Genomic DNA, 15,022 nt, shown 5'->3' with positions numbered 1-15,022 from the left:
CACCGGAGTTTCCATGTCCTCGATCCTGATTATCGAGCAGATCCTGAACGGGCTGCAGTTCGGCGTCATGTTGTTCTTGATGGCTGCTGGCCTGACGCTGATCTTCGGGGTGATGGGCCTGATCAACCTGGCCCATGGCTCTTTGTACATGGTGGGTGCATTTGCCGCTGCAGCAGTTGCAGGGGCGACCGGGTCATTTCTGCTTGCTTTGATTGCTGCTCTGGCTGCGGCCGCACTGGCAGGGGTGATCGTAGAAATGCTCGTTATCCGGCGGCTTTATCAGGCACCACATTTGGATCAGGTTCTGGCCACCTTTGCACTGATCCTGATCTTTTCCGAAGGGACAAGGTGGGTCTTTGGGTCTTTCCCATTGTTCCTGGATATTCCAACGGCACTTTCGGGTCCGATCACGCTGCAGGGCGGGATCGAATATCCCCTCTATCGCCTAACCCTGATCGGGATTGGTCTTGCTGTTGCAGTAGGTTTGTGGGCCCTGATCGAACGCACGCGTTTGGGTGTGCAGATACGGGCCGGTAAGAACGACCGGGAAATGATTGCCGCACTGGGCGTCGACATCTCGAAACTTTACACGTTGGTCTTTGCACTAGGGGCGGGGCTGGCGGGGCTTGCCGGTGCTTTGGTTGGGGCAATTCAGTCGGTACAGGTGGGCATGGGTGAACCTGTTCTGATCCTGGCCTTCGTGGTTATCGTAATCGGTGGCATAGGCTCGGTTCGGGGGGCGTTCATCGGGGCGCTGTTGGTTGGGCTAACCGACACGCTGGGCGGGGTTTTCCTGCCCGAGCTGTTCAAACTGTTCATGGAACCGGGAGCCGCTCAGAAAAGCGGCTCGGCTCTGGCATCAATGGGAATCTATGTCCTGATGGGACTGGTCCTGATCTGGCGCCCAACAGGTCTGTTCGGAGCCCGCGCATGAGAATGAATGAAAGATACATCAATGGCCTGATGATCGCCGGCCTGCTGGCGCTGCCCCTTTGGGCGCTGGCCGCGGACCAGCCCTTCACAATCACGCTTGTGACGCGGGCGGTGATCTTGGCGCTTGCAGCGGTTGGTCTGAATGTCATCCTGGGAATTGGGGGGTTGGTCAGCTTTGGCCATGCTGTTTTCTTCGGGATCGGCGGCTATGCGATGGGCATTCTGACCTATCACGCGCAGACCTACACTGCACTGGATCTGGGCTTGATTTCTATCGAAGGCAGTAAATCCATGCCCGTGATCTGGATAGTTGCGATGCTTACTTCGGGCATTGCTGCCTTTTTCGTCGGCCTTCTGTCCCTAAGAACGTCAGGCGTTTATTTCATCATGATTACGCTGGCCTTCGGACAGATGTTTTACTACTTCGCGATTTCTTGGGCGCAATACGGGGGCGAAGACGGATTATCCATCTATGTTCGCAACGGTTTTCCCGGCCTCAACACATTGGATCCGATCCAGTTTTACGGCATCTGTTTCGCGCTGCTATGTCTCGTCCTGTTCCTGTTTGCGCGCATGCAAGCCGCGCCATTCGGGCTGGCTCTTAATGCGACGCGGCAATCTACGGCGCGGGTCGAGACCGTGGGATTGAACCCCATGCGTCTGAAACTTCTGGCCTTTGTTCTGTCCGGCGCTGTCACTGGTCTGGCCGGGGCGCTGTTTGCCGATCTCAACCGGTTCGTTTCGCCGTCTATGTTCAGTTGGCAGCTTTCGGGCGAATTGATTGTGCTGATAATCATCGGAGGTGTCGGACGCCTGATGGGTCCGGTAATTGGGGCTTGCGTGTTTGTCGCGCTCGAGCATTTTCTGGGTGAACTAACCGATTTCTGGCATGTATATTTGGGTATTGTTCTGCTGTGCATCGTTCTGTTTGGTCGCGGTGGCCTGATTGGGCTGCTAACCGGGAAAGAGGGGGCACATGTCTGATCCCGTCCTTGCCACCGAGAGTCTGAACAAAAGCTTTGGTGCGTTAAAGGCTACGGATAACGTCTCGATTGATCTCAGGCCAGGAGAGATCCACGCCATCATTGGTCCGAATGGAGCGGGAAAATCCACGTTGATCCAGCAGATTTGCGGAGGTTTGCAACCGGATTCGGGGCGTGTTTTGCTGTGCGGACAGGATGTGTCGGACCTTGGCACGCAAAAGCGGGCAAGGGCAGGGATGGGGCGGACGTTCCAGATATCGGAACTGTGCATGGAAGATACGGTTCTGGAAAATGTCGTGTTGAGCGCCATGGGGGCGGAAAACCTCGTATGGCGGTTCTGGAAACCTGCCTTGAAACGGCCAGAGCTGCTCGAAAGGGCCGAGGCTGCGCTGGAAAGGGTGGGCCTGGGCGATGAACGCGAAACGCGTTGCGCAAATCTCAGCCATGGTCAACGCCGCCAGCTTGAAGTCGCCGTGGCTTTGACTTTGTCACCTCGGGTCTTTGTTATGGATGAACCGATGGCCGGGCTTGGCGCTGGAGGGGCCAAACGGTTGACCGGGTTTCTTGACGGTCTGCGGGAAGAGGCGCCCATCTTGCTTGTTGAACATGATATGGACGCCGTTTTTGCGCTGGCTGATCGGATCAGCGTATTGGTCTATGGCAAGGTGATTGCAACCGGGACGGCAGATGAAATCCGCGCAAGCCGTGAGGTGCGCGATGCCTATCTGGGGGATGAGGCATGACTTTGTTGCGGGTAGAAAACCTGACCGCGACATATGGCGTCAGTCAGGCTTTATTTGGTGTCGATCTTTCTCTGGCGCAGGGCGAGGTTACAGCCCTTATGGGGCGCAATGGGATGGGCAAGACCACGACTGTCAAAGCCATTTGCCGGATGATCCGGTCCGAGGGCACCCTGTCGCTGAACAATCAGAATCTGCACGCTTTGCCCAGCTATAAGGTCGCGCGTCTTGGTGTCGGGCTGGTACCCGAGGGGCGCCGGTGCTTTGCCGACCTGACGGTGCGCGAGAATCTGATCGCCGCTGCCAGACCCGGCGAGTGGACATTGCAGAAGGTGGCTGAACTGTTCCCACGGCTAGAGGAACGTCAGGGCCAAAGGGCAGCCTCACTATCCGGCGGCGAACAGCAGATGCTGGCTATTGGGCGCGCCCTGATGACAAATCCGCAGCTCTTGATCCTCGATGAAGCAACCGAAGGGCTGGCTCCGATCGTGCGACAGGAAATCTGGTCGGTCTTGCATCGCCTGAAACAGGAAACCAATGTTTCGATCCTGTTGATCGACAAGTCTCTGAAAGAGTTGGCGCTGGTGTCTGATCGCGCGGTCATTCTTGAGCGCGGTAAAACAGTCTGGTCTGGCGCGATGGTGGATCTCAGTCATGACATCACAGAAAAATATGTGGGGGTCTGATGACTTTTGAATTCCACCAAAAGGTTCTGTTCAAACATTGCGACCCGGCGGGGATTGTCTTTTTCCCGCGCTATTTCGAGATGATCAATGATTGCGTTGAGACCTATTTCGATCAGGTGCTATGCAAACCGTTTGAAGAGATTCATCCTGTTGGCGCAGTGCCTACCGCACAGATACAAACTCGATTTTCAGCGCCCAGCCGTCACGGTGACCATTTGATATTCCGGATGAAGATCACAAAGATCGGACGCAGTTCAGCCGAATACTCGGTCGTGGCCAGTTGTGCGCAAGAGGAGCGACTGACAAGCGTAGCAACGCTTGTTCATGTAGATTCAAAGGGCGGTCCAACGGCCTGGCCCGCAGACATCCGTAAAAAACTCGAGGCATTCAGGGACGACGCGCTATGAGCCACAAGACAATTCACCCCGATGGCTGGTTGCCTGCCAAAGGATATGCCAATGGCGTTTTGACCAAAGATGGAACGTTACATATCGGCGGGCAAATAGGATGGGACGCGAACAAGAAATTTGTCAGCGGCGGGTTCATCGGACAGATGAAACAGGCGCTGCAGAATATCGTTGATATTGTCGAGGCCGCTGGTGGCTCGGCCCGCGATGTGACCCGCCTGACCTGGTTCGTAACAGACAAACGCGAATATCTGTCTCTGCAAGCCGAAGTTGGGGCCGCCTATCGTGAGGTTTTCGGCAGGCATTTTCCTGCGATGTCAATGATCATCGTGGCGGGTTTGGTCGAAGACGAGGCCTTGTTGGAAATTGAAGCGACAGCACATTTATCCTGAAGGCAAGCGACATTGAAACGGGCCCAGCGGAATGAATTTGAGCGATTTTCACCCTAGGAGGTGAGAATTCTGCCAAACCTCTTTTCTGAAATCACAGGGCCGCCGAAGCGGGTTGCAGCGGCCTAAACCGGGCTGGATTTTGTGCTCGTACCAGAGTGAAAAGGCCAACGTGCAGGGCGTAACCAAGTCATTTGGGCGACCGATTGAATGGTGAGGGGAGACAAAGACAAACTTCCGCCGCTATTTCGTCAGATCAATCACAAATTCATATCTCAAACAGATCCTCAACAAAACATGAGGGTCGACGCAGTGAAAAGAGTCACAAGGCATCTAAGTCTCGAAAGACGGCGGTTGTCGCTGATTGCGGCTCTGGCTTTTGCCTCAGGTTTCACTCTTTACTCACATATAGAGGCAACGCGTTTCGGATTACCCGTCCCGGTTGTTATCGGCCTGATCTATATGGCTGTCATTGTATGCGCGACGGCTCTATCCACCTATTTCCTTCCTGGCTTGCGCCGCGTCACGGATACGGTGGCGATGACGCGTCTGGCATTTGCTCTTTGGGTGGCCGGAACCCAAAGCCATGAGATCGCAGCCTCGCCCACAATCAGCGCCGCCGTTGTGGTAGGGGGCGCGATCTTCGTGTTGCAAACGGGTTCTTTGGTTCAAAAGCTGGCCGGTAATCGACCGGATTTCGGCTTTGTCCCTCACATTGTTGGAAACACGCGTCTGTTTCTGGCCTGGTTGGATAACGCCTGCGAATATCAGGGTGCCCGGGTCCAGCCGGTATTTGCAGGAAAGACACCTCGAACGGTGGTCTGATGGCAAAACTCTGGTTTATTTGGTCAGCGTTGCACAGGCCGTCTGGGCCCATCTAAGGGCCAGAGGCGAAAGATGCGGCCCGACCTGTCTGAGAACCTTGGCATGATAGTCATTGATCCAGTCAATTTCTGACTGATTCAGCATATCTGGCATCAACATATCCGTCTGGATCGGGATCCAGGTCATGTTCGAGAACTCCAGAAATCCGTCATCTGCCTCGACAATTTCGAACAGGTTTTCGATGCGAATGCCGAACCTGCCGGCCTCGTAATATCCCGGCTCGATCGACATAACCATGCCAGGCATCAGGTCGACCGGGTTGTAAGGTTTGCCAATGCGCTGCGGATGTTCATGGACAGACAACCGGTGGCCAATTCCATGACCCGTACCGTGGTCATAATCCAATCCCAGATCCCACAGCGGGCGGCGACAGATTGCATCAATGTGATGGCCCTGAGTGCCTGCAGGAAAGCGCAGCGTGGCCAGAGCGTGAAAGGCCTTGAACACTGCGGTATAGGCCCGGTCATATCCATCAGGCCGCTGAGGCCCGAACGAAAAGCTGCGCGTGGCATCCGTTGTGCCGGTGTCGTACTGCCCCCCGGAATCCAGCAGGTATGTGCCCCGCGGTTGGATCGGAACGGTATTGTCGGCCTCGGTAGCGTAATGGCACATCGCGGCATTGCCATCGGCGGCCGAGATTGTGTTGAAGCTTTCGTGGATGAACCCATCCTGAGCGCGGCGGAAGGCCAATACCCGCTGTTCTGCTTCACGCTCGGTCACCGGTTCAGCCTGTTTCTGTACCTGAGCCGCCAGCCAGGCGCAGAATTCGGTCCAGGCGATCCCGTCCCGGATATGGCAAGCGCGCAACCCTTCCAGTTCCGTTGTATTCTTGCGGGCTTTGGTTTTGCTTAACAATCCGTTGACCGGCACGCCCTTCGCTCCGGTACGCTCCAGCACTTGTTTGACCGCCGTCGGCGAAAAATCGGGGTCGAAAATCACAGCCTGGCCGGGCGCTGTGAGATCACTGAGTGTAGACAGAAAACCATCCGGCGCCTGAACCGAAACATTTTCCGGCATGTGGTCAGTGACATCGGCATCCAGTTTTTGGTCAGACACGAACCAGTGCACTTGGCCCGAGCTTTGCAACAGAAGGAAAGAGTTGGGAACAGGGTTGAAAGCCACGTCTGAGCCACGCACATTAAGCAGCCAGGCGATGTTGTCGGGCTGAGTTTCCACCAGCAAGCCGGCCTCTCGGCGTGTTAGCTCAGTGGCCAGATCCGAGATCTTATCACCCGCCGCCCGGCCCGAAAACTGAAGTGGAAATGGCTCGATCTGTCCTTGGGGGGCAGCGGGTTGGTCGGTCCAGATTGCATCGACCGGATTTGAAGCCGTCGCTACCATCGCGGCACCGCTGCCTTCCAGCCCGTGCTCAAATCGGTCAAACCAGACCGGCGGTAGGTGCATCGAGTCAAAGCCGATTTTCCATCCTTTCTGTGCAACGGCGGCCAGCCAGTATTCGGGCGGCTCGTTAAACAGATGATGGTGCGAGAAAACAGCCTCGGCACACTGGTTTGCAGCCTGCACCACATAGCGGCCATCGACAAATAAAGCGACAGTTTCGGGTGTGACGATGGCCATGCCTGCCGAGCCGCTGAAGCCAGTTACAAAGGCGAGGCGTTCATCATGAGGGGCAACATATTCGCCCTGATGTGCGTCGTAGCGGGGCACGATAAAGGCATCCAGACCTTGTGCTTTAAGCTCTGCGCGCAAGGCCGAAACAATCGCGGATCGGTCGGTTCCGGGGGCATCAAGCATCGGCATTTATCTCTTCAACATGGTGACAGGCGACCTCGCCACGATTTTCAAAAGGCATCAGGGCAGGCACTTTGGTTTCGCATATGTTGCTGGCGTGAGGGCACCGGACATGGAACGGACACCCTGAGGGCATGTTCAGTGGTGAAGGCAGCTCTCCGTCAAGCCGCTTGACGGCACCGCGGTTGTCGGGGTCCAGCGAAGGGGCGGCTGAAAGCAGAGCTTGGCTGTAAGGGTGGGAGGGGGCGGAAAACAAGGTTTCGCTGTCGCCGATTTCAACGATCCGCCCAAGGTAGATTACCGCGACCCGGTTTGAAACATGACGGACAAGCCGCAGGTCATGGGCCACAAACAGGATTGTCAGATCAAGTTCCCGCTGCAGGTCCAGCAACAGGTTTACCACCTGCGCCTGAACCGAAACATCTAGTGCCGAGACCAGTTCGTCCGCAATCAGAACTTCGGGTTCGACCGCCAATGCGCGCGCAATGGCGATCCGCTGACGCTGACCTCCGGAGAATTCGTGCGGCAGCTTGTCTTGCGCGTCCTTCGGAAGGCGGACCAGATCAAGCAACTCGGCCACACGGTCGGGAATTTCTGCTTCTGGGCGCATGTTGTGAACGCTCAGGGCTTCGGCCAGAATTTGCCCTGTCGTCATCCGGGGATTGAGCGATGAATAGGGGTCCTGGAACATCATCTGAACCCGGCGGTTATAGGTGCGGTCAGCTTTGATTTCGCCGTCGAATATGTCCTGACCTTCAAAGTGGATTGAACCGTCGCTGGGCTTATGAAGGCGCACGATACACCGGGCTAGTGTGGACTTTCCACACCCGGACTCTCCGACGACGCCCAGAGTTTCGCCCCGGGTCAGATCTAGGCTGACACCATTCAGCGCCCGTACTTCGCGACCAGGACGCCGCGAAATGACATCGCCGATGCTACGGCCCATTGGGAACCGCAGATGCAGGTCGCGGATTTGCATCAGGGCAGTCATGCGGCGTTCCCTTGGGTTTTGGTTATCGGGTTGAAACAGGCGACCTGTCTATGATCGGTGATCAGGGTCATCGCTGGGCGCTCTCGCGCGCAGGCGTCTATGCAGGCGGCACAGCGCGGTGCAAACGCGCATCCAGCAGGCAGGGCATCCAGTGCGGGCGGCACTCCGGGAACAGAATATAGCGGCGTGCGAGGAGCGATGTTTTCGGGCACAGACCGCATCAGACCCACAGTGTAGGGGTGATGCGGTGCCCGCAGCACATCGCGGACCGGCCCTTGTTCGACGATCCGCCCCGCATACATAACGGCCACGTTGTCGCAAGTCTGGGCAACCACGCCAAGATCATGGGTGACCAGCACAACCCCCATATCCATATCCTGCGCCAGTCGCAGGATCAGATCGAGGATCTGCGCCTGTATGGTCACGTCCAGTGCTGTGGTGGGTTCATCCGCCAGCAACAGTTTGGGTTCTGCGGCAAGCGCTATTGCGATCATGACCCGCTGGCGCATTCCGCCAGAAAATTGGTGAGGATAATCCTTCAAGCGTTGCGCTGCCGAGGGGATGCCGACAAGGTCCAGCATTTCGATTGCCCGATCCAAGCGCGCGGCGCGGGGCAGGTCGGTATGGGCGCGCAGGGTCTCTTCCAGTTGCAGTCCGACTGTCAGCAGTGGATTCAGCGAGGTCATCGGTTCCTGAAAAATCATCGCGATTTCGCGACCCTGAAACCGACGAAGAGCCCTGTCTGACATGGATATCAGATCACTTCCATTCCAGCGCACCTGGCCGGTCACGTCGCCATAGCGGCGCGCCAGCCCCATGATCGAGCGCAACGTGACGCTCTTGCCCGACCCGCTTTCGCCGACCAGCCCCAAAACTTCACCCCGGTTCACGCCGAAACTGACATCGCGCAGCGCAGGCAGCGCGCGACCGTTCTTGTGAAAGGTTGTGCATAGCCCGGTTACTTCTAGAAGTTTCGTTTGGTCCTGCATCGCTATCCCCGCGGTCTCAGCAGATCGGCAAGCCCATCGCCCAAAAGCGAAAAGCCAAGGCCGGTCAGAACGATGGCGATGCCGGGCATCAGGCTCAGCCACCAGGCGGTCGAGATAAAGTTGCGCCCTTCGGCGATCAGCACGCCCCATTCGGCCTGCGGTGGTTGCGCCCCCAAACCAAGATAGCCCAGGGATGACCCCAGCAAGATCACCAGCGCCATGTCGGTCATCCAATAGACGATAACCGGCGTTATCGCGTTTGGCAGCAGGTGGCGGAAGATGATGCGGCTGTCGGAATATCCCATCACCACCCCGGCCGAGGCATAGTCATTCCCCATTTGAGCGATTACCTCGGCCCGCATCAGGCGCGCATAATAGACCCAGTAAACAACTGAAATCGCGATATACATGTTGATCAGGCCCGGCCCTAGAACCGCAACCACGGCAATGACAAGAACCAGGAAAGGAAAGGTGATTACAGCGTCAACGATGCGGCCAAAGATCATGTCCGAGATGCCGCGATAATACCCGACCAGCGCGCCAATCGTTATACCGGTGACCAATGCGAATACAGTCCCGAAAATTGCCATCTGCATGTTGACCTGATAGGCCCAGATGACGCGGGATAGGCTGTCGCGCCCTAACAGATCTGTACCGAACGGATGTGCCCAGGATGGTGGTTGGCGCAGGGCCTGATAGTCGATTGCGCTTGGGTCATAGGGCGCGAATACGCCGGGAAACAGGGCAAGCAGCACCGAAAACCCGATGATGATGCACCCGGCCACAAACCCAGGCTTGCGCAAGGCCCGCTGCATGAAGGTGGGGCGCTGCGAGGTGCTGTTGAAGGTCGCGTCACTCATTGCAGGCGCATCCTTGGGTCAAGGCGACTCTGAAACAGGTCGGTCATCAGGAAAACCACGGAAACCAGAACAGCAAATGTCAGGGTCAGCCCCTGAATCAGGGGGTAGTCGCGGGCAAAGATAGCCTCGAGCATCAGGCGCCCCATTCCGGGCACGGCGAATACGGTTTCGGTGACCAATGTCCCGCTCATCAGATTGCCGATGGACAGGCCCAGCAGGGTTACCGTGGAAATCAGCGCATTGCGCAGGACGTGGCGACCCAGAACCAAACGAGGCGGCAGGCCTTTGGCACGCGCGAACTGAACATATTCGGCGTCCAGAACCTCGATAATCGCGCTGCGCAGGTTCCGCATGATGATGGCCGAGGTGTAAAGCGCTACGGTCACTGAAGGCAGGAACAGGTGATAGAGCCGCTCGGTAAAGGTGTCGCCATATCCTCCGACCGGAAACAGGCGCAGCTGTGCTGCCAGAAAGGTCAACAGAACGAGGCCAATATAGAACACCGGCATCGACAGCCCGATCTGAAAAACGGTGCGGATCACCGCATCAGGCCAGCGGCCCCGATTGAGCGCAGCAACAAAGGCCAGCGGACCGGCAATCAGCAGCGACAAAACCACCGAATACACGGTCAGGAAGACAGTGATAGGAAGACGGTCAGAAATCACATTGATCACATCCGAGCGCATCAGGATAGACCGACCCAGATCGCCCTGCACGGTATTGGTAAGGAACAGCCAGAATTGCACCAGCATAGGTTCGGTCAACCCAAGCCGTTCACGGATGGCCTGGATGTCGGCGTCCGAGGCACGATCACCGGCCATCGCAATGGCAGGGTCTCCCGGTAGCAATCGAACAAGAAGAAAAATAATGATCATGACCAGAAAAAAGGTCGGGATCATCATCAGGAGTCGTTTGAAGATATAGGACAGGCTGGACAAAGCGAGCTCCGCAAATTTGTCCCGCCGCCTGAAAGCGGCGGGACCAGGGGTCTTACCTTAGCGGCTGACGGTTGCTTGATCGAAGATATTGTTGCCCAGAGGGGTCTGGACATAGCCTTCGACAGCCGAGCCAACTGCAACGGCAAAGGGGGTCTCATACATGAACAGCAGGGGGGCTGCTTCGGCATAGAGCTCTTGCATTCGGGCGAATTTCGCTTTGCGCGCCTCGGCGTCCATTTCACCGGCGGCTTCGTCGAACAGGGTGTTAAACTCGGCGTTTTCCCAGCCGGTTCCTACTGCCTTGGCCGTGGGTGTGTGGCCCAGCCAGCCCACCACCTGACTGGGATCATTTACATCGTTGACCCAGCCATAGGTGTGAATGTCAAACTCACCTGATCGGTTCTTAGCGCCGCGTGTTGCGCCGTCCACTTGCTCGACCACAAGATCGACGCCCAGAGGAGCCCACATCTGCTGAAGCGCCGCAAAGATGGTTGCATCGTCCGCAGAACCTGCCAGCGTGGTAAAGGTGATTTCGGTTCCATCGGCAAACCCGGCCTCGGCCAACAATGCCTTGGCCTTGTCCACGTCATAGCCATAGAGCGGGGTCATGTCGGCGGCATATTGGGTAGCCTTGGCCATCAACGGCGAGCTCATCGGTTGACCCGCGCCATGCAGTACCAGCCCGATCAACGCTTCTTTGTTGGTGCCATAGTTCAGCGCCTGCCGGACGCGGGCGTCGGCCAGTGGGTTGGCAGAACCATCGGCTCGGTTATCGCGCGTATTGATTGGCGAATAGATGATCCGCGTGGACGGATAGAGGTTCATGTTGATGTTTGAATCCTGCTCCAGCTCGGCCACACGGCTGAACGGGATGAATTCTGCGGCATCAACTTCTCCGGCCTGCAAACTCAGAATGCGGGTAGCGTCATCCGGGATGATCTCAAAATGTACGGCATCCAGATACGGCAGAGCTTTGCCGTCTGCGCCCATGCGCCAATAGTTTTCATTGGCGCAGAAATCCATCGATGCACCTTGTTCAAAGCCACACAGATAGAAGGGGCCAGAGCCTACTCCGGCGGCTGTGGCGGCAAATATCGCAGCGGATTTTTCCTGATCTGTTGCACCTTCTGCGGCCTCAAAGGCCGCTTTGGACACGATTGCCGTGTTGAATGTGGCCAGCATGGACAGGATGGTTGGATCCGGGCTGCCAAGGGCAACCGTGATCGCGTTTCCATCTGCGGTAACCGCGTCGATCGAACCCAGCAAGCCAGCCCAGGGGCTCAGGTCGGGATTGCGCGCTCGGTCGAGGGAAAAGACTACGTCGTCACCTGACATGGGCGAACCGTTTGCGAATTTGATCCCCTCGCGCAGGGTCAGCGAAACCGTTTTACCATCGTCAGAGACTGTATAGGTCTCAGCAAGGCCGGGTTCGACGGAATTGCCGTCGGCACTGCTCCGCAGCAGGGTGTCGAACAGGCTGCCGACCATCCAGATATCAGGGTTGCGATCCGCATAGATCGGATCAATCAGGCGCGACCCGTCATAGCGTGCAAAGTTGAGTGTGCCGCCTCTTTCCTGTGCCAAAGCAGGCGTGGCCAGGGTAGCGGCAACGGTTAGTCCCAAAACCGTCTTCAATTTCATAATCAGTCCTCCCGCAGAATGAATTCATGCTCGGGGCGACCATATCCGATTCTTAACAATACTAAAGCTTTTTTTAGTGGTGGGTGAAAAATGGCCAAATGTATTTAGGCTGACCTCTGTTCGGTTGGTCAATTTAACTTGCCACAAAGCCGGAATCATTGATCGGAGAGGTTGTTACCCAAAGCTCTACGGCTTCTACGTCCCCCAATACGACTGAGAAATGACGGGTAGATGTGTCGTGGTGAACGACGTCACCTGGCGACATAATGAAAACCTTGTCACCAAGGTGATATTCAAGCCGTCCCGAGATCAAATAGCAAAACGCCTCGCCCTCATGCCGCATCTTTTCGGAAACGTGCCCCGGGGGGCGATGAACGATCTGTGGGTTGAACAATGCACCGGTAAAACCAGGGCCCAGCTTCTCATAAAACCTGCCCCGCATACCCAAGGAATATGTCTGGCGGTTGTCCTTTGCCACATATTCGCTGAACACCTCGGGTACGCTGAGCAGCTTTTCGATGCTGGTTTGAAGTGCCGCGGCAATCGCCATCAGCGAGGTCAGCGAGGGTGAGCTCAGGCCGCGCTCGACCTGAGACAGAAAGCCCGTTGTCAGATCAGAGGTCTGTGCGACCTTGTCCAAAGTCAGGCCCATCGCCTTGCGCCGCCTGCGAATTGCCTGCCCCAGCTCGGTCGGCGTGCCCTTCGGCTTTGATTTGTCGCGCGCGTTTGCTGCGTTCATTCCCTGTCTCCCGGAATAGTGGGTTGCCGCGCATTCAACCGGATCGCAGAGGAAATATCAAAATTTTTTTAGCAGAGGTAAATTTTTTTGGGAAGATCCGGGTGTAAACCTTCAAACCCCTCAATTTTTCCAACGGCTTAGTATTTAGCGAAACAGAATCAGAGTTTGATTGAGTGACGCCGATCCGCCGAGATCATGTCGCGGATGTTCTGGACGATTTGTTCCGCATGGGCGCTCGCCAATCGGTCGGCCTCGGTGATGTCCTGCGCCGCTATAGCTGCGATTATGTCGTCATGCTCCAGGGAATACCGATCCGGCAACCGATCCCCAAAGGACGAATAATAGGGCCGCATGATCCGTTGCCCTTCGTTCAGCAATCTGCGCGTCAGGCTTTCGTAATATGGGTTGCGCCCTGCTTTGGCGATTGCATTATGAAGCTCTGCATTTTTTGCGATCATGGTCAGAACGTCATTTTTGGCAGCTGCATCCGAAAATTCCTGCTGCCGCATGCGAATGTCGCACAGATCCTGGTCCTTTCGGTATTCGGCGGCCAGCCGGGTTGTAACGCGATACATCAGGGTCATCGCATCAAAGAATGTGTGAAGATTCAAAAAGTCTATGGGCGCCACGATGCTCGCGCGGTTCGGCAGTGTCGCCACCAACCCTTCCGACGTCAGCCTGACAAGGGCTTCACGGATCGGGGTGCGCGACATCGAGAACCGCTCGCTCAGCTTGGCCTCGTCTATGGCGCTGCCGGGCGCAAGGGCGAGGTCGATGATTTCGTCCCGCAGGGTTTCATAGACGAACTGAACGCCTGATCCACGTTTGCGGCCGGCTTCGACCGGCTTTCGTTTTTCCATGTCAGAGCATTCCCTAGCCGCTGGATCGCGGTCCATCTGCGTTCGCACATCAATTTTGCCACACGTACCGGTGCTAAGTCGAGTGTTAATCCCAGCCAAAAACCAGTTGTTTTTCACATATTTTAGGGCCTTATTCCTTATTGTCGAAAATTAGTCGACAAACAAAATATTTAAAGTAGACTGACGGCAAGATTACGCGAATCCCTAACCCGGTGGGGCAATCCACCGGCCCGGGAAAAAAATTACGGAGACCCAAATCGTGAACCCGAATGTCTTTTCCGGATGTATCCCGGCCCTGATGACGCCCTGTCGCGCGGATCGCAGTCCTGACTTTGAGGCGCTTGTGCGTAAAGGTCTTGAGCTGATCGAGACGGGCATGTCCGCGGTTGTCTATTGTGGCTCGATGGGTGATTGGCCCCTTTTGACCGATGCGCAGCGTATGCAGGGCGTCGAGGCGTTGGTCGGGGCTGGTATCCCTGTGATCGTGGGAACAGGCGCGATCAATTCGGCCCTGGCAATCCAGCATGCGGCACACGCACAGAAAGTGGGCGCCAGCGGCTTGATGGTCATTCCCCGTGTACTGTCACGCGGCGCGTCCATGACTGCGCAGCGGCACCACTTCAAAGGTATTCTGGCCGCGGCACCGGATCTTCCCGCAGTGATCTACAACAGCCCTTATTACGGATTTACCACCCGCGCGGACCTGTTTTTTAATCTGCGCAAGGACCACCCGAACCTGATTGGATACAAGGAATTCGGCGGCGCCGAAGATCTGCGGTATGCCTCCGAAAACATCACCAGCGGTGATGACAATGTTTCCCTGATGGTCGGCGTGGATACCGCGGTGTTCCACGGAATCGTGAATTGTGGCGCAACCGGCGCCATCACTGGGATCGGGAATGTGCTGCCCGATGAGATTCTGCATCTGGTGGATTTGTGTCAGGCGGCGGCCAAGGGCGATGCCAACGCGCGTGCTCGGGCGTTGGAGCTTGAGGCGGCTTTGGGCGTTTTGTCGTCCTTCGACGAAGGCACCGATCTTGTGCTCTACTACAAACACTTGATGGTTATGACGGGTCATCCCGAATACACGCATCATTTCAACGAAACAGATGCCCTTACTGACAGCCAGCGCGGCTATGTTGAACAACAGTTCAGACTGTTCCGTACCTGGTACGAGAACTGGGCTAGTCAGGCCGATTCTTCGGCGCAAAATGCAGCGTGAGGATTGG

Annotated in this window: 16 protein-coding genes; 8 read left to right on the top strand and 8 right to left on the bottom strand. The window is 56.5% G+C overall.

All coding sequences use genetic code 11. The features are described from left to right. Positions 1–13 precede the first annotated feature (13 nt). The 7 genes from AC2FH8_RS13815 to AC2FH8_RS13785 all read left to right on the top strand — a co-directional run bounded on the left by AC2FH8_RS13815 (position 14) and on the right by AC2FH8_RS13785 (position 4,963). Complete coding sequence (locus AC2FH8_RS13815) at positions 14–934, top strand: branched-chain amino acid ABC transporter permease (RefSeq protein ID WP_142637797.1); 921 nt, start codon at positions 14–16, stop codon at positions 932–934. Positions 935–936: 2 nt separating this feature from the next. Further along, positions 937–1,917 (top strand): branched-chain amino acid ABC transporter permease, encoded by a 981-nt coding sequence (locus tag AC2FH8_RS13810; RefSeq protein ID WP_271950103.1) that lies wholly within the window; start codon positions 937–939, stop codon positions 1,915–1,917. Beyond that, the gene (locus AC2FH8_RS13805) at positions 1,910–2,659 is read left to right on the top strand and encodes an ABC transporter ATP-binding protein (RefSeq protein ID WP_496690009.1); all 750 of its coding nucleotides are present in this window, start codon (positions 1,910–1,912) and stop codon (positions 2,657–2,659) included. Before AC2FH8_RS13810 ends, AC2FH8_RS13805 begins: the two co-directional genes overlap by 8 nt. Next, complete coding sequence (locus tag AC2FH8_RS13800) at positions 2,656–3,342, top strand: ABC transporter ATP-binding protein (protein WP_496690008.1); 687 nt, start codon at positions 2,656–2,658, stop codon at positions 3,340–3,342. The genes AC2FH8_RS13805 and AC2FH8_RS13800 overlap by 4 nt, the downstream gene beginning before the upstream one ends. Next, positions 3,342–3,749 (top strand): acyl-CoA thioesterase, encoded by a 408-nt coding sequence (locus AC2FH8_RS13795; protein ID WP_142637803.1) that lies wholly within the window; start codon positions 3,342–3,344, stop codon positions 3,747–3,749. Before AC2FH8_RS13800 ends, AC2FH8_RS13795 begins: the two co-directional genes overlap by 1 nt. After that, a complete protein-coding gene (locus AC2FH8_RS13790) occupies positions 3,746–4,141 on the top strand; it encodes a RidA family protein (protein ID WP_142637805.1) in 396 nt (131 codons plus the stop codon). Before AC2FH8_RS13795 ends, AC2FH8_RS13790 begins: the two co-directional genes overlap by 4 nt. A 309-nt stretch (positions 4,142–4,450) precedes the next feature. After that, a complete protein-coding gene (locus AC2FH8_RS13785) occupies positions 4,451–4,963 on the top strand; it encodes a hypothetical protein (RefSeq protein ID WP_142637807.1) in 513 nt (170 codons plus the stop codon). 15 nt (positions 4,964–4,978) lie between these two features. Here AC2FH8_RS13785 and AC2FH8_RS13780 read toward each other — a convergent pair whose 3' ends face one another. The 8 genes from AC2FH8_RS13780 to AC2FH8_RS13745 form a co-directional block, all read right to left on the bottom strand. Continuing rightward, a complete protein-coding gene (locus AC2FH8_RS13780; protein ID WP_496690007.1) occupies positions 4,979–6,778 on the bottom strand; it encodes an aminopeptidase P family protein in 1,800 nt (599 codons plus the stop codon). Next, on the bottom strand, positions 6,771–7,766 hold the full coding sequence (locus tag AC2FH8_RS13775) for an ABC transporter ATP-binding protein (protein WP_271950014.1): 996 nt from the start codon (positions 7,764–7,766) through the stop codon (positions 6,771–6,773). Before AC2FH8_RS13775 ends, AC2FH8_RS13780 begins: the two co-directional genes overlap by 8 nt. After that, positions 7,763–8,755, bottom strand: a complete 993-nt coding sequence (locus AC2FH8_RS13770; RefSeq protein WP_271950016.1) for an ABC transporter ATP-binding protein — start codon at positions 8,753–8,755, stop codon at positions 7,763–7,765. Before AC2FH8_RS13770 ends, AC2FH8_RS13775 begins: the two co-directional genes overlap by 4 nt. Positions 8,756–8,757: 2 nt before the next feature. Next, the gene (locus AC2FH8_RS13765) at positions 8,758–9,615 is read right to left on the bottom strand and encodes an ABC transporter permease (RefSeq protein ID WP_496690006.1); all 858 of its coding nucleotides are present in this window, start codon (positions 9,613–9,615) and stop codon (positions 8,758–8,760) included. Beyond that, positions 9,612–10,553, bottom strand: coding sequence for an ABC transporter permease (locus AC2FH8_RS13760; RefSeq protein WP_142637818.1), 942 nt, complete (start codon positions 10,551–10,553; stop codon positions 9,612–9,614). The genes AC2FH8_RS13765 and AC2FH8_RS13760 overlap by 4 nt, the downstream gene beginning before the upstream one ends. 57 nt (positions 10,554–10,610) lie before the next feature. Further along, on the bottom strand, positions 10,611–12,194 hold the full coding sequence (locus tag AC2FH8_RS13755) for an ABC transporter substrate-binding protein (RefSeq protein WP_496690005.1): 1,584 nt from the start codon (positions 12,192–12,194) through the stop codon (positions 10,611–10,613). A gap of 133 nt (positions 12,195–12,327) precedes the next feature. Further along, positions 12,328–12,933, bottom strand: a complete 606-nt coding sequence (locus AC2FH8_RS13750) for a helix-turn-helix domain-containing protein (RefSeq protein WP_281973159.1) — start codon at positions 12,931–12,933, stop codon at positions 12,328–12,330. Between the two features lie 158 nt (positions 12,934–13,091). Then, positions 13,092–13,793 carry a GntR family transcriptional regulator gene (locus AC2FH8_RS13745; RefSeq protein ID WP_496690004.1) on the bottom strand — a complete coding sequence of 234 codons (702 nt, stop codon included), beginning with the start codon at positions 13,791–13,793 and terminating at the stop codon, positions 13,092–13,094. Positions 13,794–14,049: 256 nt separating this feature from the next. On the opposite strand from AC2FH8_RS13745, the gene AC2FH8_RS13740 reads away from it, so the two are divergent. Continuing rightward, positions 14,050–15,015, top strand: a complete 966-nt coding sequence (locus AC2FH8_RS13740) for a dihydrodipicolinate synthase family protein (protein ID WP_425595600.1) — start codon at positions 14,050–14,052, stop codon at positions 15,013–15,015. Positions 15,016–15,022: the final 7 nt, after the last annotated feature.

This window comes from Ruegeria sp. CDSC025, from assembly GCF_059610805.1.
This window is presented reverse-complemented; position numbering and strand designations above follow the sequence as displayed.